Consider the following 22,764-nt stretch of genomic DNA (forward strand, 5'->3'; position numbering starts at 1 on the left):
TCTATTCATATCGCAGGTGCGTCACGTCGCCCGCCGCCACGGCGACGACGGCCGAGGTCGCGCTCTCGCGCACGAGCAGCCGGCCGTCGTCGTCGAGCCCGCTCGCGACCCCGCGCAGCGGCGGCTGACCGGGCAGGTCGACGCGCACGGCGAGCCCGAGGGTCTGCAGGTGCTGCTCGACGAGGGGGCGCAGATCAGCGGGATGCTCCGCCTCGCGCCAGCGACCCACGAGCTGCACGAGCTCGCGCAGGTAGGCCGCGAGGGCGCGGTCGAGCAGGGTCGCACCCTCGCCGTCCACCGGCTCGCCGTGCTCGGGCAGGCCCTCGAGGACGAGGGACGTCGCCGTGGGCACCGGCAGCTGCTGCGCCGTCATCGACACGTTGAGCCCCGCCCCGACGACGACTCCGGTCGGGGTGAGCTCGGTGAGGATGCCGCACAGCTTGCGTCCGTCGACGAGCACGTCGTTGGGCCACTTCAGCCCGGCACCGGTCACACCGAGACCGCGCACTGCGCGCACCATCGCGACCCCGGCGAGCAGGGGCACCCAGCCGAGTCGGCGCGGGTCGAGGGCCGCGGCCGGGGAGGCGCCGCCCGGCGCGTGGGCGAGGAACACCGACACGGCGAGCGCCGTACCCGGCGGTGTCGACCACGCACGGTCGAGCCGACCGCGTCCCGCGGTCTGGGTATCGGTCGCGATGATCGTCAGGTCGGCGAGCGCAGAATCGGGGCTCTCGGGGGTGGCCCGCACCGCGCACGAGACGAGGTCGCTGTTCGTCGAGGCGCTCGCCTCGCGCCACACGAGGGTCGCGCCGAGCTCGGCGCTCGCGCTCGAACTCAGCGGAAGATTCATGCTGCGAGCCTAGGCGCGCCACACCCTGAGCGAACGCTGGACACGACCCCGGGGCGGCGCTATGGTTACCGGCACGAGGGCCCCGCGCGTCACGCACGACCGCATCCGAGCCCCGCGAGTTCATGGACGAACAGGAGCCGCTTCCTTGACTGGTTAGGTCAACGCCGCGCGATACACACCACCGGTTCGCGCCGCCGAGACCCTCCCCTCACCGCTTCAGCGGGCATCGCAACCGAGCCTCACGGCTCCGGCACGGCCCGCTTGCCAGCACGGTGAACCGTCAGGTCGCGTCGAGCATCGCCCGCGACCCTTCCGACGGTCGCCGACGATGAAAGGACCGCACACCGTGCCTCCCAGCACCGTGCCGAACACCAGCCCCGCTGTGCCGACCAGCACCGCCCTCCCGACCAGCCCCACCGTGCCGCTGCTCGTCGACGTCGACACGGGCATCGACGACTCGCTCGCCCTGCTCTACCTGCTCGCGAGCCCCGAAGCCGACATTCTCGGCATCACGTGCACCGCCGGCAACGTGCCCGCCCGACAGGTGGCGATCAACAACCTCGCGTGGCTCGACCTGTGCGGCGCGCCCGAGATCGAGGTGGCCCTCGGCAGCGAAGTGCCCGTGCTCGCCCCGCTCATGACGACGGAGGAGACCCACGGCCCGCAGGGCATCGGCTACGCCGAGCTGCCCGCACCGTCGCGCACGATCAGCGAGCGTCACGCCACCGAGGTGTGGATCGAGACGGCGAGGGCGCATCCCGGTGAGGTGATCGGTCTCGTGACCGGCCCGCTCACGAACCTCGCGCTCGCCCTGCGCCTCGAACCGGAGCTGCCGCGCCTTCTCAAGCGCCTCGTGATCATGGGCGGCGCCTTCCACCACTCCGGCAACACGACGCCCGTGAGCGAGTGGAACATCGCCGTCGACCCGGAGAGCGCCAAGATGGTGTTCGACGCGTTCAGCGGCCTGCCCGCCGACCGCCGCCCCATCGTGTGCGCGCTCGACGTCACCGAGCGCATCGAGATGAAGCCGGAGCACTTGCGTCGCATCGCCGACGCCATCGGTGATGAGGATGCTGCGCTCACGCCCGACAGCGCCTTCGGTTCCCGATCTCGCGCCCGCAACCCCGTGCTGCGGCACCTCACCGACGCGGTGCGGTTCTACTTCGAATTCCACGTGACCCACGACCAGGGCTGGCTCGCCCACATGCACGACCCGTTCGCCGCGGCCGTGGCCCTGCACCCCGAGCTCGCGACCCTGCGCCCGGCCACCGTCGACGTCGAGCTCGGCGGAACCCTCGCCCGGGGTCAGACCATCGCCGACTTCGCGGGCCTGTGGGGCCGCGACCCCAACGCCGCGATCGTGGTCGACACCGACCCCGCGGCGTTCTTCGACCACCTCATCGAGCGCGTCTCCGCCCTGGCGACGCGCGTCGGCGAGGCGGAGGAGGGTGGTGAGCGGCAGCCGTGAGGCCCACGCCCGTCACCCTTTCCACCCCCGCGGCATGGCGCCGCACGTCATCGAGTGCAAGGAGGCATTCATGAGCAGCACCACCGGCGCGACGGTTGACCCCAACCGCACGCGCAACCGTATTTTCGTCGGGTTGGGGGCCGCCGTCATCGTGGCGACGTACCTCTACCTCATCCTCGCCCAGCCGACTGAGCTGGCCGAGGGCGGTCTCGGCACCTCAGCGCTCATCGCGCTGGCCGGGTACCTCATCGGAGCCGCGCTCATCGCGGTCGGTGCGATCCACCGACTGCCGACGGCGACCCTGAGCCTCATCCCCATCGCGATCGTCATCAACATCGCGGTCGGGCAGCTCGCGGCGACGCTCGGCCTGCCGGTGTACCTCGACTCGATCGGCACGGTGCTCGTGGGCGTGCTCGCCGGCCCCGCCGCCGGCGCGGTCACGGGTGCGCTGACGAACGTCATCTGGGGTCTCACGATCGGACCGATCGCGCTGCCCTTCGCGGTCACCGCAGTCGTCATCGGTGTGCTCGCGGGCTATGCGGCCCGACTGGGCATGTTCCGCCGGTTCTACCTCGCGCCGGTCGCGGGCTTCGTGACGGGCATCGTCGCGGCGCTCGTCTCGGCTCCCATCGCGGCGTTCATCTTCGGTGGTGCGACGAGCGGCGGTACGGGCGCTCTCGTGGCGGCGTTCCAGGCGTTCGGCAACTCGCTTCTCGCCTCGACGACGCTGCAGGGTCTGCTGAGCGACCCGCTCGACAAGACGATCACGTTCACGGTCGTCGTGCTGATCCTGTTCGCCCTGCCGGGCAGGCTGCGCAGCAGGTTCCCGTTCGTGCGGCAGTACAACGTGTTCGGCAAGGTGACTCCGGTCGCCCCCGCCGAGCCGGCCGCGCCGAAGGCCTGAGCCGCCGACCGGCGGACTCGACCCCACTCGGGCAACCCAGACAGGACAGCACGAAACGATGACGACGACGACCCTCTACCTGGAGCGCACCTCGGCGCTGCACCGCCTGAACCCTGTGACGAAGCTCGTGGCACTGCTCTCGATCATCCTCGCGGTCTTCGCGGTACCGCACTGGTGGATCCCGCTGGGGATCGTCGCCGTCGTCATCGTGCCTGCCGCCGTACTCGGTCGAGTCGGCGGCAGGCTGCTGCGCCTGTTCCTCATCCTTCTCCTGCCGCTCCTGGTGGTGCTGTTCATCATCCAGGGCCTGTTCTACCCCGACGGCTCGACCGTGCTGTGGGAGTGGGGCCTCGCCCAGCTCACCACCGAGGGGCTGCTGTTCGCGCTCACGATCGGCTCGCGCCTGACCGCCCTCGTGCTCGGCTCGCTCGTCTTCGTGCTCACGACCGACCCGGCCCGACTCATGAGCGCGCTGACGCAGGTGGGCATGAGCCCCAAGATCGCCTACGTCATCAGCGCGAGCCTGCAGATCATTCCGGCGTTCCAGGCGCGTGCGCAGAGCATCCTGCTCGCCCAGCAGGCCAGGGGCCTGGCGATCGTCGGCAGCCCCCTCAAGCGCGCCCGCGCCCTGCTGCCCCTGCTGGGCCCCCTCATCCTCGGAATGATCACCGACGTCGACGAGCGGTCGACGGCGATGGAGGCGCGCGCGTTCGGCGCGACGCCCAAGCCGACGAGCCTCATCGTTGTTCCTGACCCGGTCGGCGAGCGCGTGGCGCGCTGGCTGATGTTCCTCAGCGCGATCGCGGTGGTCGTGCTCGTCGTCGTGGGGGTGATCGCGTGACCGAGCCCGACCGTGAGATGGAGAGCGACCGTGAGATCGAGCGCGACCGCGTGAAGGAGACGACGATGGCGAACGCGAACGCGCCCATGATCGCGTTGGAGGGCGTCGGCTTCGCCTACGAGGATGCCGAGCGCTTCACGCTCGCGAACCTCGACCTGCGCATCGATGCCGGAACCGTGACGGGCATCGTCGGCGCCTCGGGGGCGGGCAAGACGACACTGGCGAAGACGATCGCCGGGTTCATCCCCCTCAACGAGGGCGGCACGTACCGCGGCACCGCGAGCGTCGCTGGCCGGGTGCTCGCCGACGGCACGCTCTCCGAGGCGGCGGCGGCCGTCGGGCTCGTGACGCAGAACCCGTTCAACCAGATCTCGGGCGCGCGCTTCACCGTGCGCGAGGAGCTCGCGTTCGGACTCGAGAACCGCTCGGTGCCGCGCGACGAGATGGAGCGCCGCGTCGACGAGGTGGCTGCGCGCCTGCGTCTGGAGCCGCTGCTCGACCGCTCCCCCTACGCTCTCTCCGGCGGGCAGATGCAGCTCGTCGCGATCGCCTCGATGGTCATCATGCAGCCGCCCGTGCTCGTCATGGACGAGCCGACCTCGCAGCTCGACCCGGCCGGCACGCGCCTCGTCTACGACGTGCTGAGCACCCTCAGCGACGGCGGCACGACCATCGTCATCATCGAGCACAAGACCGAGCTGCTGCACGAGCACTGCGACTCGATCGCCGTGCTTGCCGGCGGGCTCATCGTGCACCACAGCACTCCCGGCGCGGTGCTCGCCGACGACCGGCTCACGAGCTGGGGAGTGGGCGAGACGCGTGTCACCGCGGCGGCGCGACTCGCGCGCGAGCGCGGGCTGCTGCCCGTCGAGCGCGCCCTCCCGATCGGGGTGCACGATGCCGTCGAAGCGTTCTCGACGCAGAAGGGAGCAGCGTCGTGAGCGAGTCGGCGATCAGCGTGCGCGGGCTCGTGCACACGTACCCCTCCGGCGTCACGGCGCTGCACGGAGTCGACCTCGATGTCGCCCCCGGCGAGCGCGTCGCGATCGTCGGCCAGAACGGCGCAGGCAAGACGACCCTCGTACGCCACCTCAACGGCATGGTGCGGCCGACGGAGGGCGAGGTGCGCATCGGCGACTGGTCGACGACGGAGAAGTCCATCGCCGAACTCGCGCACCGCGTCGGCTACGTCTTCCAGAACCCCGACGAGCAGATCTTCGCCCGCACGGTCGCCACCGACGTGGGCTTCGGGCCCAAGAACCTCGGGTTCGACGAGGTGCGCGCGCAGCAGGCTGTCTCCGACGCGCTCGAGGCCGTGGGCCTCGCGCACGAGGCCGACGTGCACCCCCACCACCTGTCGCTGAGCGAGCGCAAGCGCATCGCGATCGCCGCGGTGCTCGCCATGCAGACCCCCATCGTCGTGCTCGACGAGCCGAGCACCGGCCAGGACGACGCGGGCGTGCAGCTCATCGCGGGCATCGTCGACTCCCTCATCGCGCAGGGCCGCACGGTCGTCGCGATCACGCACGACATGGACTTCTGCATCGAGAACTTCGACCGCGTCGTCGTCATGGCGCAGGGCGAGGTGCGCGCCGACGGGCCGGCCGAGCAGGTCTTCGCCGACGTCGCCGCGCTCGAGGCCGCCGCCGTCGAGCCCCCTCAGCTGCTGCGGGTGGCGCGGGCGCTCGGCTGGGGCGGGACGCCGCGGGATGCTCGCGCCTTCGTCGACCAGCTGGCTCAGCAGCGCGGCTCCGGGTCGGGCGCATGAGCGGGCTCACCTTGCTCGCCCTGCTCGCGAGCGGCTTCCTCGGCGTGAGCGACTTTCTCGGCGGCGTGCTGTCGCGGCGCATCCCGCTCATGGTCGTCCTGCTCGTCTCGCAGGTCGTCGCCGCGATCGCACTGAGCACGCGCCTCATCGTCGAGCCGTTCGACCCGAGCGCCTCCGACGCGATCCTGTGGGGCGTCATCGGCGGCGCCGCGACCGCCGTCGGCGTCTCGTGCCTGTTCCGCGGCCTCGCGATCGGCACGATGGGCGTGGTCGCGCCCATCACGTCTCTCAGCGTGGCCGTCCCGGTCATCGTGGGTCTCGCAGGAGGGGACCCGGTGTCGTGGCTGCTCGGCATCGGCCTCGCCGTCGCCGTCGTCGGCACCGTGCTCGCCTCGGGGCCGGAAATACGGGCCGGAGCACTGGAGGGCCGCCGCAACCGCCTGCTCTCGGTCGTGTTCGCCGTGCTCTCGGCGTTCGGCTTCGGCCTCGCCAACGTGTCGGTCGCCTACGGCAGCGTGCAGGGTGTCAGCACGACGCTCGTCGTCAACATGCTCGTCGTGCTCGGCCTCTACCTCGTCGGGTTCTCCATCTGGGTGCACATCCGCCTGCGCGGTGCGGCGGCCCGCCTGCACGCCGGGAAGACGGCGAGCCCCGCCCTGCTGCCGGTGCCGATCCGCGCGCGCGACTGGGTCGGCATGGCGGCGATCGGCGTGCTCGGCTACGCGGCCCAGCTCTCCTTCGCACTCGCGAGCCTCGACGGAGCGCTGAGCGTCGTCGCGGTGCTCGCGTCGCTGTACCCCGTCGTCACGGTGCTGCTCGGCTGGCGGCTGCTCGGGGAGCGTCTGCTGCGCATCCAGATCGCCGGCGTCGTCATGGTGTTCCTCGGCGTCTCGACGATCGCGGCATCCGCCTAGCGCGAAGCGACGCGGCCGCGCGGCCGTATCCTCGAGAGCACCATGGCTTCTCCCGCGTCGACACCGCTGGCAGTCGACGCCCCCGCACAGCACGCTCGCCGCTGGCGACCCGAGATCCAGGCCCTTCGGGCCTTCGCGGTCGTCGCCGTCATCCTGTACCACGCTTGGCCAGCGCGCATGCCGGGCGGGTACATCGGCGTCGACGTGTTCTTCGTGGTCTCGGGGTATCTCATCCTCGGCCAGCTGGGGCACCGGCTCATCACGACGGGCCGACTCGACCTCGCCGACTTCTGGGCGCGGCGCATGCGGAGGCTGGCCCCCGCGGCGCTGCTCGTGCTCGTCGGCACGGCAGTCGCCGTCATGATCGTGGTGCCGCTCAGCCTGCAGGGCGACCAGCTCGCCCAGCTCGCGGCGAGCGCCGTCGCCCTCGGCAACTGGGCGCTTCTCGCGCAAGAGGCCGACTACCTGCAGGCCGGCCAGGCTGTCGCGCCCGGGCAGCACTTCTGGTCGCTCAGCATCGAGGAGCAGCTCTACGTCGCCGCCCCGCTCCTGCTGCTCGCCGCCGTCGTCGCCGTCACCGCGGTCGCGCGACGCCGTGCCCAGCCCGGCGAGCGCCGAGAGCTGCGACTGCGCCGCGGCGTGGTGCTCAGCATCGTGGTCGGCGCCCTCGCGCTCAGCCTCGCCCTGTCGACGCACGCCGTCGCGACGGGGCAACCCGACGCCTTCCTCGGCACGGGCGGCCGGGTGTGGGAGTTCGCCGCGGGCGGGGTGCTCGCGCTGCTCTCGCGGAGGGGGCCGGGCAGCGTCGGAGACCCTGCCCCGCGCGACGGGAGGGCAGAGCACGCCGGGCGCGCGCGGTCGGCGGCGCGCTGGATCGGCTGGATCCTCCTCGGCGCGAGCACCCTCCTGTACGGCCCCGAGACTCCCTTCCCCGGCGCCGGCGCCATCCCCGTCGTCGTGGGCACGCTCCTCATCATCGCTACGGGCACGCCCGCGAAGCCTCGGGGCCTCGCGTGGCTCGCCGCGCGCTCCCCCGTGCAGTGGGTAGGCGGCGTCTCCTACGCCGCCTACCTGTGGCACTGGCCGCTCATCGTGCTGCTGCCCTGGGTCACGCTGCATCCGTTGACAGCGCTCGAGAAGGCGGCCATCGTGGCGGCCACTCTCGTACTCGCGTGGCTCAGCACGCGCTGGATCGAGAACCCCGTGCGATTCGGTGCCGCCTCGCGCGCGCCGTCGCTGCGGGTCATCGGTGTCGGCGCGCTCGCGAGCCTGCTCGTCGCCGGCGCACTCTGGGGCGGCGCTCAGTCGGCGCAGGCGCGCGTAGCAGATGCGGCGGATGCGGCCGAGGTCACGCGAGGCATCGGGTTCCCGCCGTCGCACGACCCCGCGGCACCCGACCCGTCGGCCGGGGACCTGCCCACCCCCGCGGAGTGCTTCGGTGCACCCGCGCTGACGAACCCCGCGTGCGACGGTGTGCTCGAGGCCACGGGGTTCACACCCGCGGTCGAAGCCGCCTCCGGGGATCGCGCGATCATCTACTCCTCCGACTGCCGCACGAGTCTCGACAGCGACGAGGTGCTCGACTGCGCCTTCGGGCCGGTCGACGGGCGCCCCGTCGTGCTCGTCGGCGACTCGCACTCCGCCGTCTGGTTTCCCGCCCTCGAACCGATCGCCGAGCGCGAGGGCTGGCGCCTGACCGTCTACTTCCGCGGCGCTTGCGCCTTCACGACCGCCGACCGCGGTAGCGGCCAGAACAGGGCGCGCACTGAGGCGTGCCTGCGCTGGGTCGACGGCGTCTCGGCACGGCTCGCGGAGAACGACGCCCCCGACCTCGTCTTCACGGCCGCCTCCACGGGGGCCACCTACCGCGACGCCGACGGCGCGGCGTCCGCCGAGGCGGGCGTCGACGGATTCGTGGACGCGTGGAGGCCTCTCGTCGATCGCGGCTCCCAGCTCGTCGTGCTCGCCGAGCCGCCGCTCCTCGGCGACGACGGTGAGCGGTGCCAGCTCTCCCGACCCGACGATCCGCTGCCCTGCTCCCCCTCACGCGCGAGCGCACTGGACTTTCGCGACCTCGCGGTCGAGGCCGGGCGGCAGCTCGACGCGGTGATCCTCGACCTGCGCGACGAGTTCTGCACGCCGACCGAGTGCCCGACGGTGATCGGCGGGGCACTCGTCTACCGCGACGCCGACCACTTCACGGCGACGTTCGGTGCGACGCTCACTGCGGCCGTCGACGCTCGACTGCGGGCGGCGGGACTGCTGCAGTAGTCGCTCGTTCGCTCCACCTCAGTGCCGCCGTCGGCGGCCAGTCATGCACGCACGACAGCGCATCCCCGCATTCTTGTGGCATATCGCCAAGCCTTCCCGCCTCCCCGTGGTCGATAGGCTGACATCGTGACCGACTCTGCTCCCTCCCCCGCCCCCGACCTGTCGACGACGGCCGGCAAGATCGCCGACCTGAAGGTGCGCTACCACGAGGCCGTGACCGCGAGCGGCGAGGCCGCGATCGAGAAGCAGCACGCCAAAGGCAAGATGACGGCGCGCGAACGCATCGACACGCTCCTCGACCACGGCAGCTTCGTCGAGCTCGACGAGTTCGTGCGGCACCGCACGCACGCCTTCGGCATGGACGCCAAGCGGCCGTACGGCGATGCGGTCGTCACGGGCACCGGCACGATCCACGGCCGCCAGGTGGCCGTCTACAGCCAGGACTTCACGATCTTCGGCGGCTCGCTCGGCGAGGTGGCCGGCGAGAAGATCATCAAGGTCATGGAGCTCGCCCTCAAGACGGGCGTGCCCATCATCGGCATTCTCGACTCGGGCGGCGCGCGCATCCAGGAGGGCGTCGTCGCGCTCGGCAAGTACGGCGAGATCTTCCGCCGCAACACGGCCGCGAGCGGCGTGATCCCGCAGATCTCCATCATCTGCGGTCCCGCTGCGGGCGGTGCCGTATACTCCCCCGCCCTCACCGACTTCGTCATCATGGTCGACAAGACGAGCCAGATGTTCGTCACCGGCCCCGACGTCATCAAGACCGTCACGGGTGAGGACGTCGGCATGGAGGAGCTCGGCGGCGCGCTCACCCACAACCGCACTTCCGGCGTCTCGCACTACCTCGCGAGCGACGAGAACGATGCCTTCGACTACGCGCGGGCCCTGCTGAGCTACCTGCCCGACAACAACCTCGCCGAGCTGCCGCAGTACGAATCCTCGGCCGAGCTCGAGATCACCGACGCCGACCGTCGGCTCAACACGATGGTGCCCGACAGCCCCAACCAGCCGTACGACGTCGTCGACATCATCGACCACGTGGTCGACGACGGCTCCTTCCTCGAGGTGCAGCCGCTCTTCGCCCCCAACATCGTCGTCGGCTTCGCCCGCGTGGAGGGCCGCAGCGTCGGCGTCATCGCCAACCAGCCGAACGCGATGGCCGGCACCCTCAACATCGACGCTGGTGAGAAGGCCAGCCGCTTCGTGCGCTTCTGCGACGCCTTCTCGATTCCCGTGCTGACCCTCGTCGACGTGCCCGGCTACCTGCCCGGCACCGACCAGGAGTGGCAGGGCGTCATCCGTCGCGGCGCGAAGCTCCTCTACGCCTACGCCGAGGCGACCGTGCCCCTCATCACCGTCATCACGCGCAAGGCCTACGGGGGCGCGTACATCGTCATGGGCTCCAAGCAGCTCGGTGCCGACATGAACCTCGCCTGGCCGACCGCGGAGATCGCCGTCATGGGCGGGCAGGGTGCGGTGAACATCCTGTACCGCAACGAGATCAAGACGGCCGAAGCGGCGGGTGAGGATGTCGCGGCCGTGCGCGCACGGCTCGCGAACGAGTACACGTACGACGTGGCGAGCCCGTTCCTCGCCGCCGAGCGCGGCGAGTTGGACGGCATCATCGAGCCCGCCGCCACGCGCGTGTCGATCATCAAGGCGCTGCGCGCCCTCAAGACGAAGCGCGCGAGCCTGCCGGCGAAGAAGCACGGGAACATCCCGCTGTGACCGGCGACGCGACAGCGGCCTCGGCCGAGAGCGAGACGGCGCCCCGCGTGACCGTGGTCGCGGGCAGCCCGACCGAGGTCGAGCTCGCCGCCGCGCACGCCGTCATCGCCGCGGTGCTCGCCGAGCAGCACGAGCGCGGCGTGGAGCGGGTCGACCCGCCCGTCGACCACTGGTCCTCGCGCGCGCGCCAGATGCGCCAGCCCCTCGCCCCCGGGCCCGGCGCGTGGGCGGCCTCGCGCGGCATGCGCGGCTGACGGGCGCCCTCGCACCCCCTCTGACCGCCTTCTCCACCGCTCTGACGGTCTTCTCCACCGCCCGGACTCTGACCCCCCGAACGAGGGGTTTGTCCCCCGTTCTCCTCACCATACCCCTCGTACTACCCCCATTTTCCGCGGTTCTTGTCCCCCGTTCTCGTGAAAATGTCCCCCTGGGTGTCCCCCAAAGTGACGACTGTCCTCCGACAGCAGGAGTGGCAGAGTACTTATTGCTAGGTGTCGCTCATTGAGCACACCGCCCATCACAGGCCGCTCGGGTAAGCGGCTGGAGATTGGGGGGCGAGTTAGGTTGACATTCGGGTTGTCGGTCTAACTCGATACGTAGCGAAGGGCCGGAGTTGGGTACTCCGGCCCTTCGATCGTTAACCGGCCCGCGAGCTGCGACAGGGCGCTACTGCGCTGAGGCCGGCGCCGAGACGGTCGCCCGCGGGATCTCGAGCCACAGCGCGACCTCCTCGTCGTCCTCATCGTCGTCGTACCCCGAGCCCGCGTCGTCGTAGCCGTGACTGCCGTGGCGCTCGGCCGCTGCCGTGGCCGACGCCGCGAGCTCGGGCACCGGGCTCAACCCGACGACCGTCACCGCGATGTCGGACTCGGCAGGAGCGGTGCGCGCGATGACCCGCTGAGCGCTGGTCGTGCGCAGTGCTTCGGCGAGAGTGTTGAGCACAGCATCCCGAGCCCGCTCGTCGAGGTCGTCGAGTCCGCCCTCATCGAAGAGCGTGACCGCCACACCGCGCCGCCGCGCCGCCATGACCTCGCGGCGCATCGCATCGTTGAGCAGGCTGCGACCGCGGATCTCGTCACGGATGGCGCCCTCGAGGTTGAGGCACTCCTGACGCTGCTCGTCGGTCAGCTCGCCACCCGTCGACTCGATGATGCGCAGCATGGGCGCGGCCATCGTGCCCGTCTGGCCCAGCCGGAACTGCCGCTCGTACAGGTGGGCCTCCTGCGCCGCCTGCCAATCGGTCGCCTCGCGCTCGGCCTGTGCGAACCGAGCAGCATCGCGCGACGCCTTGAGCATCGCGACCGAGAGGATGTGCGACACGGCGACCCACGACACGCTGCCGATGGCGCCCGTGCCGAGCAGGAGCACGACGCCCCCCATTCCGCCGCCCCAGATCACCGTCTGCACGACGAGCGCCACGATGCCCGCCCAGGCGTAGCTGTGACGGCGGCGCGTCGACGTGATCGTCATGAGCGTGCCGATCGCCGCCACGTACCAGGTCGAGTAGCCGAGCCCGCCCTCGCGAGCCGGGTCGAGCTGCGGCGTGACGAGCAGCGTCATGAGGATGCAGACGAGGACGTTGCTCGCGGCCATCCAGTGCGGCATGCGCGAGGGACCCGAGGGCAGGAGGCTCACCGTCGACATGAGCGCGTACAGGATCATCGCGATCATGACCGGCAGCGGATTCGCGGGGATGTCGATCGCGTAGAGGCCCAGCACGATGATGTAGCCCGAGAAGAGCGCCGCCATCGTGACGACGAGGGCCCGGGGCACGCCGATTCTCATCGATCGACCTCCTCGCGCAGATCGCCCTCGAGATCTGCCGTCGCGTCCTCGGTCGGCACGAGCACCGGCCAGGTCAGCAGGATCGTGGTGCCCTTGCCCGGTGCGGACTCCAACTGCGCGTGACCGCCGGCGTTGATCGTGCGGGCCAGGATCGAGCGCTGCACGCCCAGACGACCCTCGGCGACCGCCGAGGGGTCGAACCCGGCACCCGAGTCGCCGATCTCGATCTCGATCATGCCGCCCTCTGCGCCGCTGATGCGCACCCAGCGCTTCACCTCCGGCCCGCCGGCGTGCTGCACGCTGTTGACCATCGCCTGCACGGCGGCCGAGTACAGGGCCTCCGCCTGCGCAGCGGGGATGATGCGCGTGTCGATGGAGCGCATCCGGATCGAGAACGGAGACTGCATGCCGCGCGCAGCCTCGACGATGCGATCGCACAGCGACCGGAATCGCACCGTGCTGCCGTCGTCGGGTGTCACGAGCGCGGCCTCGCGCAGGTGGCGCATCGCGTTGGAGGCCATGGCGCTCGCGAGCCTCTTCTCCTGCGGCCCCTCGGCCCGAGCCGCCGAGAGCAGGGTGGTGAGCACGCTGTCATGCACGATCGAGTCGACCTGCACGCGCTCCACCTCCGTCGCGTGCTGGCGCACGGCCCGCGAGTAGCGGTCGAGGGCCATGCCCTGCGCGTCGTCGACCGAGCTCGCCGCCGCGCGCAGCATCGTCACGAGCACGAGCACGGCCCCACCGAGGATGATCGCGTAGACCGCGTTGAAGAGCCCGAGCTGCCACGGCCCGCCGCCGCCCTCCGGCAGCGCGCGGATCACACCGTAGATCGTCGGCACGATGAACAGGTAGATCGTGGCGCCGCGGACCGTGAACCCGATCGCCGCCGCGGCGGTCGCCACCGTCGTCAGCTGGTACAGCCAGTGGTCGCCGCGCTGCGCGACCTCCGGGTCGGCGAGGAAGAAGGGCCAGGTGAGCAGGGCGACGACGTACACGCCCGCGACGATGCGGTTCGCTCCGACCACGAACCGCTTCAGGGTCGTGCACAGGAGCGAGAAGACGAGGGAGCCGAACAGCAAGGAGACCGTGATCGCCGACCAGAGGGGCTGGCCCAGCGAGTACTGGCCGAGCAGGGTCGGCACGGCCTGCAGGCCGAACACGATGCCGAACCAGGCCACCGATCGCGAGATGACGGTGTCGACGCGCTTGCGACTGATCGGGTTGCGCGGCTGCTTCGACACGCTCAGCGCGGTCGGGGCAGCGACCTCAGGCCGACTCATCACCGTCCGGGTCGAGGCCCGGCAGAATGCCGTCCTCCACCGCGCGGCGCAGCAGGTCGACCTTCGTCGGCGCCGGACGGCCGACCTCGACGTACTTCGCCCGAATACGGTCGAGGTACTCGCGAGCCGTCGAGTAGCCGATACCGAGCTGCTGGGCGGCGAGCTTGAGCGGCAGCCCGGAGGCGTAGAGGTGCAGGATCTCGCGCTCGCGCCGCCCGAGCTGCGCCTTCGCGAAGTCGCGGTCGGCATCGATCGCGCTCGCCCACTCGAGGTTGTTGAGCACTTCGCCGCGCGCGACCGTCTCCGCCGCGGCGATGACCGCGCGGGTCGCCGACGACTTGGGGATCACGCCGGCCGCACCCGCGGCGAGCGCCTCGCGCACGCTCGCGACGCGATCGGCGATGGAGTGCACGAGCACGGCCGAGCCGGTGGCCTGCACCGACTTGACGTTGTCGGTCACGCTCGAGCCGTCGCCGAGGGAGAGGTCGAGGACGACCACGTCGACCTCGCGACCGTCGAGGTTCTCGACGAACTCGGGAACGGTCGCCGCCGAGAGCACGAAGTCGAAGCCTGCATTCGTGAACGCCGCCTGCAGCCCGAGGCGCACCGATTCGTGGTCGTCGACGACGGCGACGCGCACTGCGCTCTCGGTCTCGGCAACCACGTATCTGCCCATCTTCTGTCGGGATCAGTGCTCAGCGCACTCCGGTGGGGGACGATCGGGTGCTCTGCTGCCTTCATCGTAGCGGCAGGGGGCCGCCTCCCTCGGGGCACGGCGCGCCCGAAGGGCGAACACCGCGCAAGAATGATGAAACCGAATCAGTCCCGAATGAGCGTCGCGACGGCCTCGACGTGGTGCGTGTGCGGGAACAGATCGAAGGCCCGGATGCGCGCCAGCCGGTAGCCGTGCGCCTCGGCGAGAGCGACATCCCGTGCGAGCGCCACCGGATCGCACGCCACGTACACGAGTTGGGCGGGAGCCAGCCGACCGAGAGCGGCCATGACGTCGACACCCGCACCCGACCGCGGCGGGTCGAGCACGACAGTCGCGCCGTCGAGCGGCGAACGGTCTCCCGCGGTGCGCTCCTGCAGCGCCCGCAGCCAGCGGTCGACGCGGCCCGACTCGGCGCCGGCGCCCAGCCACTCGGCGAGGTTCTCCGAGGCGTGATCGGTCGCGCGCGGGTCGGCCTCGACGCTCGTGATGCGCGTCGAGGGGCCGAAACGGTCGGCGACCGCCGCTGCGAGCAGACCCACCCCGCCGTACAGGTCGAGGTTCCCCGCCCGAGGGTCGAACAGCTCGGCGTCCACGGCGTCCTGCACGGCGCGCGTGAGCGTCGCCGGAGCCTCGCGGTGCACCTGCCAGAACCCGGTGTCGTCGAGCGCGAAGGAACGGTCACCGACGCGCTCGTGGATGACCGTCGGCTTCTGCTCGCCGATGACGAGCCGCGCCTCCGAGCCGTTCGGCACGAGCACATCGACGGTGTCGAACCCCGAGAAGCGCTCCTCGAACGGCGTCGCGGCCTGCACCGCGTCGGTCGCGAGCGGAGCATCCGTCACCGGGATCACCGTGTGCGAGCGCGCCGCCATGGGCCCCAACCGGCCCTCCTCGTCCACGTGCAGGCGGATGCGGGTGCGCCAGCCGAGGCCGCCACGATCGTCGTCCCCGGGCAGAGCCTCCACCTCGACATCGACCTCGAGGCCGGCCATGCGCTGCAGGGCCTCGACAAGGATGCCGCGCTTGAGCTCGCGCTGATGAGCGAGTGCGATGTGGCCGAACTCGGCACCGCCCGCGCGGCGACCCGGCGGGTTCTCGATGCCGGCCGCGCTCCACACGTGGGGTCGACGATGCTCGCTCGGCTCGAGCACCTCCACCGTGTCGGCGCGCCAGAAGCTCTTCTTGCGGTCGTCGCTGATGCGCGCTCGAACCGTCTCGCCCGGGATCGCGTCGCTCACGAACACGACGCGGCCATCGAGGCGCCCGACGGCGACACCGCCGTGCGCCATGCGCTCGAGCGTCAGCTCGACGTCACGGCCTGCATTCTCACCCACAGTGCTCCTCACCCACGCTGCGCTTCTCGATCCACGCTGTTCAGCCAATCCCACCAGCCTACGAGGCCAGCGCAACTCGGGGGCGTTCGAGTGTGAGGGTTCGCCCAGGTGCGTAGCATCGGCAGGGTGCGCCTGTACCTCGCCTCCACCTCCCCGGCCCGCCTCGCCACCCTCCGCGGTGCGGGTATCGAGCCCGTGGCGATCGCACCGGGCGTCGACGAGGAGGCCGCCGTGGCCGAGGCGGAGGCGCGCACGGGCCGCGCCCTCGAGCCCGCCGAGCTCGTGCAGCTGCTCGCCCGGCTCAAGTGCGAGGCCGTCCTCGATCCCGAGGTGCTCGCCGCCGCCGGCCTCGAACCGGCCGACCTCGACGGCTTCCTCTTCGGCGGCGACTCGGCATTCGAGCTCGACGGCACCATCTACGGCAAGCCCCACGAGCCGCACATCGCCCGCGAGCGGTGGCTGCAGCAGCGCGGGCGCAGCGGGGTGCTGCACTCGGGCCACTGGCTCATCGACCACCGCGGCGGTGCGGTGCGTGCGGCGGTGGGCCGAGCATCCCGTGCCGTCGTGCACTTCGCCGACGACATCGAGACGTACGAGATCGACGCCTACATCGCTACCGGCGAGCCGCTGAAAGTCGCCGGAGCGTTCACGATCGACGCGCGCGGGGCCGGATTCATCGACCGCATCGAGGGCGACCCGCACACGGTGGTCGGGCTGTCGATCCCCCTGCTGCGCCGACTCGTGCACGAGCTCGGCGGGCGCTGGACGGAGCTCTGGAACCGTTGAGCCGTCGACTCGCGCAGCGTTGTCGCCAAGTGCTCGCGCATCCTTTTGTGGACCATGCCCAAACCGCGGCGCCCCGCCCGGCAATAGGCTGAGGGATCATGGCCCGCATCAGCAAGGTTCTCATCGCCAATCGCGGCGAAATCGCCGTCCGCGTCATCCGCGCCGCCCGCGACGCCGGTCTCGGCACGGTCGCCGTCTACGCCGACCAGGATCGGGATGCCCGGCACGTGCGCCTCGCCGACGAGGCGTACGCCCTCGGCGGGTCGACGAGCGCCGAGACGTACCTCGTCGTCGACAAGATCCTCAGCGTCGCCCGCCGCTCCGGCGCCGACGCCGTGCACCCCGGCTACGGCTTCCTCGCCGAGAACGCCGACTTCGCGCGCGCCGTCATCGACGCCGGGCTCATCTGGATCGGGCCCAGCCCCGAGGCGATCGAGAAGCTCGGCGACAAGGTGAGCGCGCGGCACATCGCCGAGAAAGTCGGTGCGCCCCTGGCGCCCGGCACGCTCAACCCCGTGAGCGGCGCCGATGAGGTGCTCGCGTTCGTCGACGAGCACGGCCTGCCCGTCGCCATCAAGGCCGCGTTCGGAGGCGGCGGCCGCGGCCTCAAGGTCGCCCGCACGCGCGAGGAGGTCGCCGAGCAGTTCGACTCGGCCACCCGCGAGGCCGTCGCAGCCTTCGGCCGCGGGGAGTGCTTCGTCGAGAAGTACCTCGACAAGCCGCGCCACGTCGAGACCCAGTGCCTCGCCGACGCGCACGGGAACGTCGTCGTCATCTCCACGCGCGACTGCTCCCTGCAGCGCCGCCACCAGAAGCTCGTCGAGGAGGCGCCCGCGCCGTTCCTCACCGAGGAGCAGACGTCGTTGCTGTACTCGTCGTCGAAGGCGATCCTGCGCGAGGTCGGCTACCTCGGTGCCGGCACGTGCGAGTTCCTCATCGGCGCCGACGGCACCGTCTCGTTCCTCGAGGTCAACACGCGCCTCCAGGTGGAGCACCCCGTCTCGGAGGAGGTCACGGGCATCGACCTCGTGCGCGAGCAGTTCCGCCTCGCCGAGGGCGAGGAGATCGGCTACGACGACCCCGTCGCCCGCGGGCACTCGATCGAGTTCCGCATCAACGGGGAGGACCCCGGGCTGAACTTCATGCCCATGCCGGGCCCCGTGCACGCCCTGCGCTTCCCCGGCGGCCCCGGAGTGCGCGTCGACTCGGGTGTCACGACCGGCGACGTCATCTCGGGCGCGTTCGACTCGCTGCTCGCCAAGCTCATCGTCACCGGCAAGACGCGTGAGGATGCCCTCGAGCGCTCCCGCAGGGCCCTCGCCGAGTTCGAGGTGGCCGGCCTGCCCACCGTGCTGCCCTTCCACCGCGCCATCGTCGACGACCCGGCCTTCGCGCCCGCCGACGGCGCCCCGTTCACCGTCTTCACGCGCTGGATCGAGACGGAGTTCGACAACCAGCTCGAACCCTGGAGCGGCTCGCTCGCCGAGCCGACCGCCGAGCCCGCACCGCGGCACACCGTGGTCGTCGAGGTCGGCGGCAAGCGCCTGGAAGTGTCACTGCCGGAGACGCTCATGCCGAGCGGAGCATCCCGCACCGCGACCGCCCTCGCGGCACCGCCCAAGCGCCGCACGGGCGTCGGCGTGGCGGCGGCCGCCGGCGGCGACGCCGTCGCGAGCCCCATGCAGGCGACCGTCGTGAAGCTCGCCGTGGCGGAAGGAGACCACGTGGTGGCGGGCGACCTCGTCGTCGTGCTCGAGGCGATGAAGATGGAGCAGCCGATGACCGCGCACAAGGACGGCACGGTCAGCTCGATCGGCGTCTCGGTCGGCGAGACCGTCGCGGGCGGGCACGTGCTGCTCACCATCGCCGACGCGTAGGCCGCCGCGCCGAGCCACCCCGCAGCGCGGAGTGCGCTACTCGCGGGCGACGTGCATCGCGCGCGCAGCATCCGTGATGCCGCCCGAGAGGGAGGGGTACACGCTGTAGGCGCGCGCGAGCTGGTCCACCGTGAGCCGGTGCTCGACCGCGAGGGCGATCGGCAGGATGAGCTCGGAGGCCCGCGGGCCCACCACGACCCCGCCGATGACGGTGCCCGAGGTCTTCGCGGCGATCAGCTTGATGAAGCCGTCGGTGACGCCCTGCATCTTCGCGCGCGGGTTCGTCTCGAGCATGAGCTTGTGCACGATGCCGCGCGTCTCGCCGTCCTCGATCTGCTTCTGCGAGAACCCCACGGTCGCGATCTCGGGCGACGTGAAGATGTTGGATGTCACGTTCCGCAGCTTGATCGGCGTGACCGCGTCACCCATCGCGTGGTACACCGCCGTGCGGCCCTGCATCGACGCGACCGAGGCGAGCGGCAGCGAGTCGGAGCAGTCACCGACCGCGTACACGCTCGGCATGGAGGTGCGCGCGACCCGGTTCACCTTCACGTGCCCGGACTCGGTGAGCTGCACGCCCGCCTCCTCCAGGCCGATGCCGGCCGTATTCGGCACCGAGCCGACGGCCATGAGCACGTGCGAGGCCTCGAGCGTCTCGCCGTCGGTGAGCGTCACCGTGACGCCCTCGCCCGTGTTGACGACCGACTGGGCGCGCGAGTTGGCGAGCAGCGTCATGCCGTTGCGGCGGAACACCGCCTCGATGAGGGCGGCCGCATCGGCGTCCTCCCCCGGCAGGACCTGGTCGCGGCTCGAGACGAGGGTGACCTTCGCCCCGAGCGCCGTGTACGCCGAGGCGAACTCGGCGCCCGTCACACCGGACCCGACGACGATGAGGTGCTCGGGCACGTCGGGCAGGCTGTACAGCTGCGTCCAGGTGAGAATGCGCTCGCCGTCCGGCTTCGCGGTCGGCAGCTCGCGCGGCGACGCCCCGACGGCGACGACGACCGTGTCGGCGTCGCACTGGTCGAAGTCTTTGCGCTTGGCTCCGCTCCCCGCCGAGACGACGACGCGCTGCGGCCCGTCGAGCCGCCCGTCGCCGATGATGATGCGCACCCCGGCGGCCTCCAGCTGCTCGCGCATGTCGTCGGACTGATCCTGCGCGAGGCGCAGCAGTCGCTGGTTGACCTGCGTGAGGTTGACGGCCACCTCAGGCTTCGTCGCCCGACCCGACTCGCCGCGGGCGAAGAACTGCACACCCAGGTCGGTCGCGTCGGAGATCGCGGTCGCGGCGTCGGCCGTGGCGATGAGCGTCTTGGAGGGGACGACGTCGGTGAGCACGGCGGCGCCTCCGACGCCGACGCGCTCGATGAGGGTGACGTCGGCGCCGAGCTGCGCGCCCGTGAGAGCCGCCTCATAACCGCCGGGGCCCCCGCCCAGGACGGCGATGCGCTGCGTGCGGTCGAAGGAAGTAGCCATTGCTCCATTGTTGCACCGAGCATCCGGCGCCCCTCATTCGGCACCGCCTGCGCGAACGCGCGCGACTGAGCACAACCCCGCTCACCCGCGCATCACTACCATGAGGGCATGTCCCACCACGCACCCCGCAACCCTCTCGACGACCCCGCCGCCGACCCGTTCGAGGTCGCCGCCCAGGCTGCTGCGCAGCTCGCCGACGCGACCGGCGTCGAGCGTCACGACATCGCCCTCACCCTCGGCTCCGGCTGGGCGAAGGCCGCCGATCTCATCGGCGAGACGACGCACACGATCGCCGCCCCCGACATCGCGGGCTTCTCGAAGCCCGCCCTCGAGGGCCATGTCGGCACCCTGCGCTCGATCCTGCTGCCGAGCGGCAAGCGCGCCCTCGTCATCGGCGCCCGCACCCACTACTACGAGGGCCACGGCGTGCGGCGCGTGGTGCACTCGGTGCGCACCGCGGCCGCGGCGGGAGCATCCACGATGATCCTCACCAACGGAGCGGGCGGCATCAAGCCGCACTGGACCCCCGGCACGCCCGTGCTCATCAGCGACCACCTCAACCTCACGGGCGACTCGCCGCTCGAGGGCGCCACCTTCATCGACCTGACCGACCTGTACTCCCAGCGGCTGCGGGCGGTCGCGCGCACGGTCGACCCCGACCTCGACGAGGGCGTGTACGTGCAGAACCGCGGGCCGCACTACGAGACGCCCGCCGAGGTGCAGATGGCGAAGACTCTTGGCGGCCACATCGTGGGCATGTCGACGGCGCTCGAGGCGATCGCCGCGCGGCAGGCCGGCATGGAGGTGCTGGGTCTCTCGCTCATCACCAACCTCGCGGCGGGCATCTCGCCGAACCCCCTCAGTCACGAGGAGGTCATCGAGGCCGGTCGGGATGCTGAACCGGTGATCAGCGCCCTCCTCGCGCGCATCGTGGCCGAGCTGTAGGGCCTGGCGACATGACGCACCTCGACGACGCGAAGAACTGGCTGGCGCAAGACCCCGACCCGGTCACGCGCGAGGAGCTCGCTGCCCTGATCGACGGCGCCGAGCTCGGCGAGGCGACCGCCATCGCGGCGCTGCGCGACCGCTTCGGCTCACGGCTCGCGTTCGGCACGGCCGGGCTGCGGGGCGAGCTCGGCGCTGGGCCGAACCGCATGAACCGCGTGCTCGTCGCGCAGGCGGCGGCGGGGCTCGCGCGGTTCCTGCTCGACCGGGCGGACCGCCCCGAGGGCAGTGCACCGAGCGTGGTCATCGGCTTCGACGGCCGCACCAACAGCGACGTCTTCGCGCGCGACAGCGCCGAGATCATGGCGGGCGCGGGTGTGCGAGTCACCCTGCTGCCGCGCATGCTGCCGACCCCCGTGCTGGCCTTCGCCGTGCGCCACCTCGATGTGAGCGCCGGAGTCATGGTCACGGCGAGCCACAACCCGCCTCGTGACAACGGCTACAAGGTGTATCTCGGCGACGACGACGATGGAGCCCAGATCGTGCCGCCGAGCGACGGGCTCATCCACGAGGCGATCCTCGAGGTGGCCCGCAGCGTCGCCGTGGGCGACCTGCCGCGCTCGAGCGCGTTCGAGGTGGCGGGCGAGGACGTGATCGACGCATACGTCGAGCGCACGGCGGCCATCGCGAGCGGTGGTAGCGGCGGCGGCGGCACAGCACCTGTTCCCTTCGCGGCCGTGCCCTTCGTGTACACCCCGATGCACGGCGTCGGGTGGGAGGTCTCCCAGCGCGTCTTCGCCGCCGCAGGCCTGGGCGAGCCGACCGTCGTCGCCGAGCAGGTGGAGCCCGACGGCGGCTTCCCGACCGTGTCCTTCCCCAACCCGGAGGAGCCGGGCGCGCTCGACCTCGCGATCGCGACGGCGAACCGCGCGGGCGCGGAGCTCATCATCGCGCACGACCCGGACGCCGACCGTCTCGCGGTCGCCGTGCCGCGCCCCGAGTCGGCGACGGCGGACAGCGCCGGATGGCGTCGTCTCAGCGGCAACGAGGTCGGCGCCCTGCTGGGGTGGCGGGCCGCGGAGCGCCTGCAGCGCGAGGGGCAGGACGGCGCGCTCGCAGCATCCCTCGTCTCCTCCCCCGCACTGGGAGTGATCGCCCGCCACTACGGCCTCGACTACCGCGACACGCTCACGGGCTTCAAGTGGATCTCGCGCACTCCCCGCCTGCGCTTCGGCTATGAGGAGGCCCTCGGCTATCTTGTGAACCCGGGCACGGTGCGCGACAAGGACGGCATCTCGGCGTCGGTCGAGTTCCTCACCATGGTGGGCGAGCTCGCCGCTGCCGGCCGCACCCTCGCCGACCGCCAGAACGACTTCGACGCCCTGTTCGGGGCCTTCGCGAGCGCCCAGGTGTCGCTGCGGGTGACCGACCTGAGCCGCATCGGCGAGATCATGTCGGCTCTGCGCGAGCAGGCGCCCGCCGAGATCGGCGGCGTGCGAGTGAGGGAGGTCGACGACTTCATCGGCGGCTTCGGCGACTACCCGCCCGGCGACATCCTGCGGTTCTGGATGCACGGCGGCGCCCGCGTCATCGTGCGGCCGAGCGGCACCGAGCCCAAGGTGAAGGTCTACATCGACGCGTCGAGCGAGCAGGGCTCGGTGAGCGAGCGCCGGGCGGCCGCGCAGGCCGAGGTCGCCGCGCTCGAAGCCGGCATGCGCGCCCTCGTCGCGTGAGGGTCTCGAGCCCACGAGTGTGCTCGCGAGCGGCACGTGTGCCGACACGAGCGGGCACACCTGCCACAAGCCGGCACCGTTGTCAG

The 22,764-nt window shown here is 71.5% G+C and carries 19 protein-coding genes; 13 read left to right on the plus strand and 6 right to left on the minus strand.

Going from position 1 to position 22,764, the window contains the following annotated elements; all coding sequences use genetic code 11:
* Nucleotide 1: 1 nt before the first annotated feature.
* The gene (locus tag HUJ41_RS10220; RefSeq protein WP_179872469.1) at nucleotides 2-850 is read right to left on the minus strand and encodes a biotin--[acetyl-CoA-carboxylase] ligase; all 849 of its coding nucleotides are present in this window, start codon (nucleotides 848-850) and stop codon (nucleotides 2-4) included.
* 328 nt (nucleotides 851-1,178) lie between these two features.
* On the opposite strand from HUJ41_RS10220, the gene HUJ41_RS10225 reads away from it, so the two are divergent.
* The 9 genes from HUJ41_RS10225 to HUJ41_RS10265 all read left to right on the plus strand — a co-directional run bounded on the left by HUJ41_RS10225 (nucleotide 1,179) and on the right by HUJ41_RS10265 (nucleotide 11,001).
* Nucleotides 1,179-2,318: a nucleoside hydrolase gene (locus tag HUJ41_RS10225; protein WP_179872470.1), complete on the plus strand. Its 1,140-nt coding sequence runs from the start codon at nucleotides 1,179-1,181 to the stop codon at nucleotides 2,316-2,318.
* Nucleotides 2,319-2,388: 70 nt separating this feature from the next.
* Complete coding sequence (locus HUJ41_RS10230) at nucleotides 2,389-3,222, plus strand: histidine kinase (RefSeq protein ID WP_179872471.1); 834 nt, start codon at nucleotides 2,389-2,391, stop codon at nucleotides 3,220-3,222.
* 58 nt (nucleotides 3,223-3,280) lie between these two features.
* Entirely contained in the window at nucleotides 3,281-4,063 is a 783-nt protein-coding gene (locus HUJ41_RS10235) for an energy-coupling factor transporter transmembrane component T family protein (RefSeq protein WP_179872472.1), read from the plus strand.
* Complete coding sequence (locus tag HUJ41_RS10240) at nucleotides 4,060-5,004, plus strand: energy-coupling factor ABC transporter ATP-binding protein (protein ID WP_218925609.1); 945 nt, start codon at nucleotides 4,060-4,062, stop codon at nucleotides 5,002-5,004. Before HUJ41_RS10235 ends, HUJ41_RS10240 begins: the two co-directional genes overlap by 4 nt.
* Nucleotides 5,001-5,831 (plus strand): energy-coupling factor ABC transporter ATP-binding protein, encoded by an 831-nt coding sequence (locus HUJ41_RS10245; protein ID WP_218925610.1) that lies wholly within the window; start codon nucleotides 5,001-5,003, stop codon nucleotides 5,829-5,831. The genes HUJ41_RS10240 and HUJ41_RS10245 overlap by 4 nt, the downstream gene beginning before the upstream one ends.
* A complete protein-coding gene (locus tag HUJ41_RS10250) occupies nucleotides 5,828-6,745 on the plus strand; it encodes a DMT family transporter (RefSeq protein ID WP_179872473.1) in 918 nt (305 codons plus the stop codon). Before HUJ41_RS10245 ends, HUJ41_RS10250 begins: the two co-directional genes overlap by 4 nt.
* A gap of 42 nt (nucleotides 6,746-6,787) precedes the next feature.
* Nucleotides 6,788-9,016, plus strand: coding sequence for an acyltransferase family protein (locus tag HUJ41_RS10255; RefSeq protein ID WP_179872474.1), 2,229 nt, complete (start codon nucleotides 6,788-6,790; stop codon nucleotides 9,014-9,016).
* A gap of 126 nt (nucleotides 9,017-9,142) precedes the next feature.
* Nucleotides 9,143-10,747: an acyl-CoA carboxylase subunit beta gene (locus HUJ41_RS10260; RefSeq protein WP_179872475.1), complete on the plus strand. Its 1,605-nt coding sequence runs from the start codon at nucleotides 9,143-9,145 to the stop codon at nucleotides 10,745-10,747.
* Nucleotides 10,744-11,001, plus strand: coding sequence for an acyl-CoA carboxylase epsilon subunit (locus HUJ41_RS10265; protein WP_179872476.1), 258 nt, complete (start codon nucleotides 10,744-10,746; stop codon nucleotides 10,999-11,001). The genes HUJ41_RS10260 and HUJ41_RS10265 overlap by 4 nt, the downstream gene beginning before the upstream one ends.
* A gap of 412 nt (nucleotides 11,002-11,413) precedes the next feature.
* On the opposite strand, the gene HUJ41_RS10270 is transcribed toward HUJ41_RS10265, so the two are convergent.
* The 4 genes from HUJ41_RS10270 to HUJ41_RS10285 all read right to left on the minus strand — a co-directional run bounded on the left by HUJ41_RS10270 (nucleotide 11,414) and on the right by HUJ41_RS10285 (nucleotide 15,861).
* Nucleotides 11,414-12,532: a hypothetical protein gene (locus HUJ41_RS10270; RefSeq protein ID WP_179872477.1), complete on the minus strand. Its 1,119-nt coding sequence runs from the start codon at nucleotides 12,530-12,532 to the stop codon at nucleotides 11,414-11,416.
* Nucleotides 12,529-13,812 (minus strand): sensor histidine kinase, encoded by a 1,284-nt coding sequence (locus tag HUJ41_RS10275; RefSeq protein WP_179872478.1) that lies wholly within the window; start codon nucleotides 13,810-13,812, stop codon nucleotides 12,529-12,531. The genes HUJ41_RS10270 and HUJ41_RS10275 overlap by 4 nt, the downstream gene beginning before the upstream one ends.
* A complete protein-coding gene (locus tag HUJ41_RS10280; protein WP_224744453.1) occupies nucleotides 13,799-14,476 on the minus strand; it encodes a response regulator transcription factor in 678 nt (225 codons plus the stop codon). The genes HUJ41_RS10275 and HUJ41_RS10280 overlap by 14 nt, the downstream gene beginning before the upstream one ends.
* A gap of 155 nt (nucleotides 14,477-14,631) precedes the next feature.
* Nucleotides 14,632-15,861: a class I SAM-dependent RNA methyltransferase gene (locus HUJ41_RS10285; RefSeq protein ID WP_246299216.1), complete on the minus strand. Its 1,230-nt coding sequence runs from the start codon at nucleotides 15,859-15,861 to the stop codon at nucleotides 14,632-14,634.
* 126 nt (nucleotides 15,862-15,987) lie between these two features.
* Between HUJ41_RS10285 and HUJ41_RS10290 the strand changes: the two genes are divergently transcribed.
* Nucleotides 15,988-16,647, plus strand: coding sequence for a Maf family protein (locus HUJ41_RS10290; protein WP_179872479.1), 660 nt, complete (start codon nucleotides 15,988-15,990; stop codon nucleotides 16,645-16,647).
* Nucleotides 16,648-16,745: 98 nt separating this feature from the next.
* The gene (locus tag HUJ41_RS10295; protein ID WP_179872480.1) at nucleotides 16,746-18,524 is read left to right on the plus strand and encodes an acetyl/propionyl/methylcrotonyl-CoA carboxylase subunit alpha; all 1,779 of its coding nucleotides are present in this window, start codon (nucleotides 16,746-16,748) and stop codon (nucleotides 18,522-18,524) included.
* A 36-nt stretch (nucleotides 18,525-18,560) separates the two neighbouring features.
* Here the strand turns inward: HUJ41_RS10295 and HUJ41_RS10300 are convergent, their stop codons facing one another.
* On the minus strand, nucleotides 18,561-20,000 hold the full coding sequence (locus tag HUJ41_RS10300; RefSeq protein WP_179872481.1) for an NAD(P)H-quinone dehydrogenase: 1,440 nt from the start codon (nucleotides 19,998-20,000) through the stop codon (nucleotides 18,561-18,563).
* A 108-nt stretch (nucleotides 20,001-20,108) separates the two neighbouring features.
* On the opposite strand from HUJ41_RS10300, the gene HUJ41_RS10305 reads away from it, so the two are divergent.
* On the plus strand, nucleotides 20,109-20,945 hold the full coding sequence (locus tag HUJ41_RS10305) for a purine-nucleoside phosphorylase (protein ID WP_179872482.1): 837 nt from the start codon (nucleotides 20,109-20,111) through the stop codon (nucleotides 20,943-20,945).
* Between the two features lie 11 nt (nucleotides 20,946-20,956).
* Entirely contained in the window at nucleotides 20,957-22,678 is a 1,722-nt protein-coding gene (locus tag HUJ41_RS10310; RefSeq protein ID WP_179872483.1) for a phospho-sugar mutase, read from the plus strand.
* Nucleotides 22,679-22,764 lie beyond the last annotated feature (86 nt).

Source organism: Microcella indica (assembly GCF_013414345.1).
GTDB classification, from domain to species: Bacteria; Actinomycetota; Actinomycetes; order Actinomycetales; family Microbacteriaceae; genus Microcella; species Microcella indica.

What these genes read in the sequence shown, in the direction of transcription:
- HUJ41_RS10220 (WP_179872469.1), bottom strand. Translation starts at nt 850, where the DNA reads ATGAATCTTCCGCTGAGTTCGAGCGCGAGCGCCGAGCTCGGCGCGACC.
- HUJ41_RS10225 (WP_179872470.1), top strand. Translation starts at nt 1,179, where the DNA reads ATGAAAGGACCGCACACCGTGCCTCCCAGCACCGTGCCGAACACCAGC.
- HUJ41_RS10230 (WP_179872471.1), top strand. Translation starts at nt 2,389, where the DNA reads ATGAGCAGCACCACCGGCGCGACGGTTGACCCCAACCGCACGCGCAAC.
- HUJ41_RS10235 (WP_179872472.1), top strand. Translation starts at nt 3,281, where the DNA reads ATGACGACGACGACCCTCTACCTGGAGCGCACCTCGGCGCTGCACCGC.
- HUJ41_RS10250 (WP_179872473.1), top strand. Translation starts at nt 5,828, where the DNA reads ATGAGCGGGCTCACCTTGCTCGCCCTGCTCGCGAGCGGCTTCCTCGGC.
- HUJ41_RS10255 (WP_179872474.1), top strand. Translation starts at nt 6,788, where the DNA reads ATGGCTTCTCCCGCGTCGACACCGCTGGCAGTCGACGCCCCCGCACAG.
- HUJ41_RS10270 (WP_179872477.1), bottom strand. Translation starts at nt 12,532, where the DNA reads ATGAGAATCGGCGTGCCCCGGGCCCTCGTCGTCACGATGGCGGCGCTC.
- HUJ41_RS10275 (WP_179872478.1), bottom strand. Translation starts at nt 13,812, where the DNA reads ATGAGTCGGCCTGAGGTCGCTGCCCCGACCGCGCTGAGCGTGTCGAAG.
- HUJ41_RS10295 (WP_179872480.1), top strand. Translation starts at nt 16,746, where the DNA reads ATGGCCCGCATCAGCAAGGTTCTCATCGCCAATCGCGGCGAAATCGCC.
- HUJ41_RS10300 (WP_179872481.1), bottom strand. Translation starts at nt 20,000, where the DNA reads ATGGCTACTTCCTTCGACCGCACGCAGCGCATCGCCGTCCTGGGCGGG.
- HUJ41_RS10305 (WP_179872482.1), top strand. Translation starts at nt 20,109, where the DNA reads ATGTCCCACCACGCACCCCGCAACCCTCTCGACGACCCCGCCGCCGAC.
- HUJ41_RS10310 (WP_179872483.1), top strand. Translation starts at nt 20,957, where the DNA reads ATGACGCACCTCGACGACGCGAAGAACTGGCTGGCGCAAGACCCCGAC.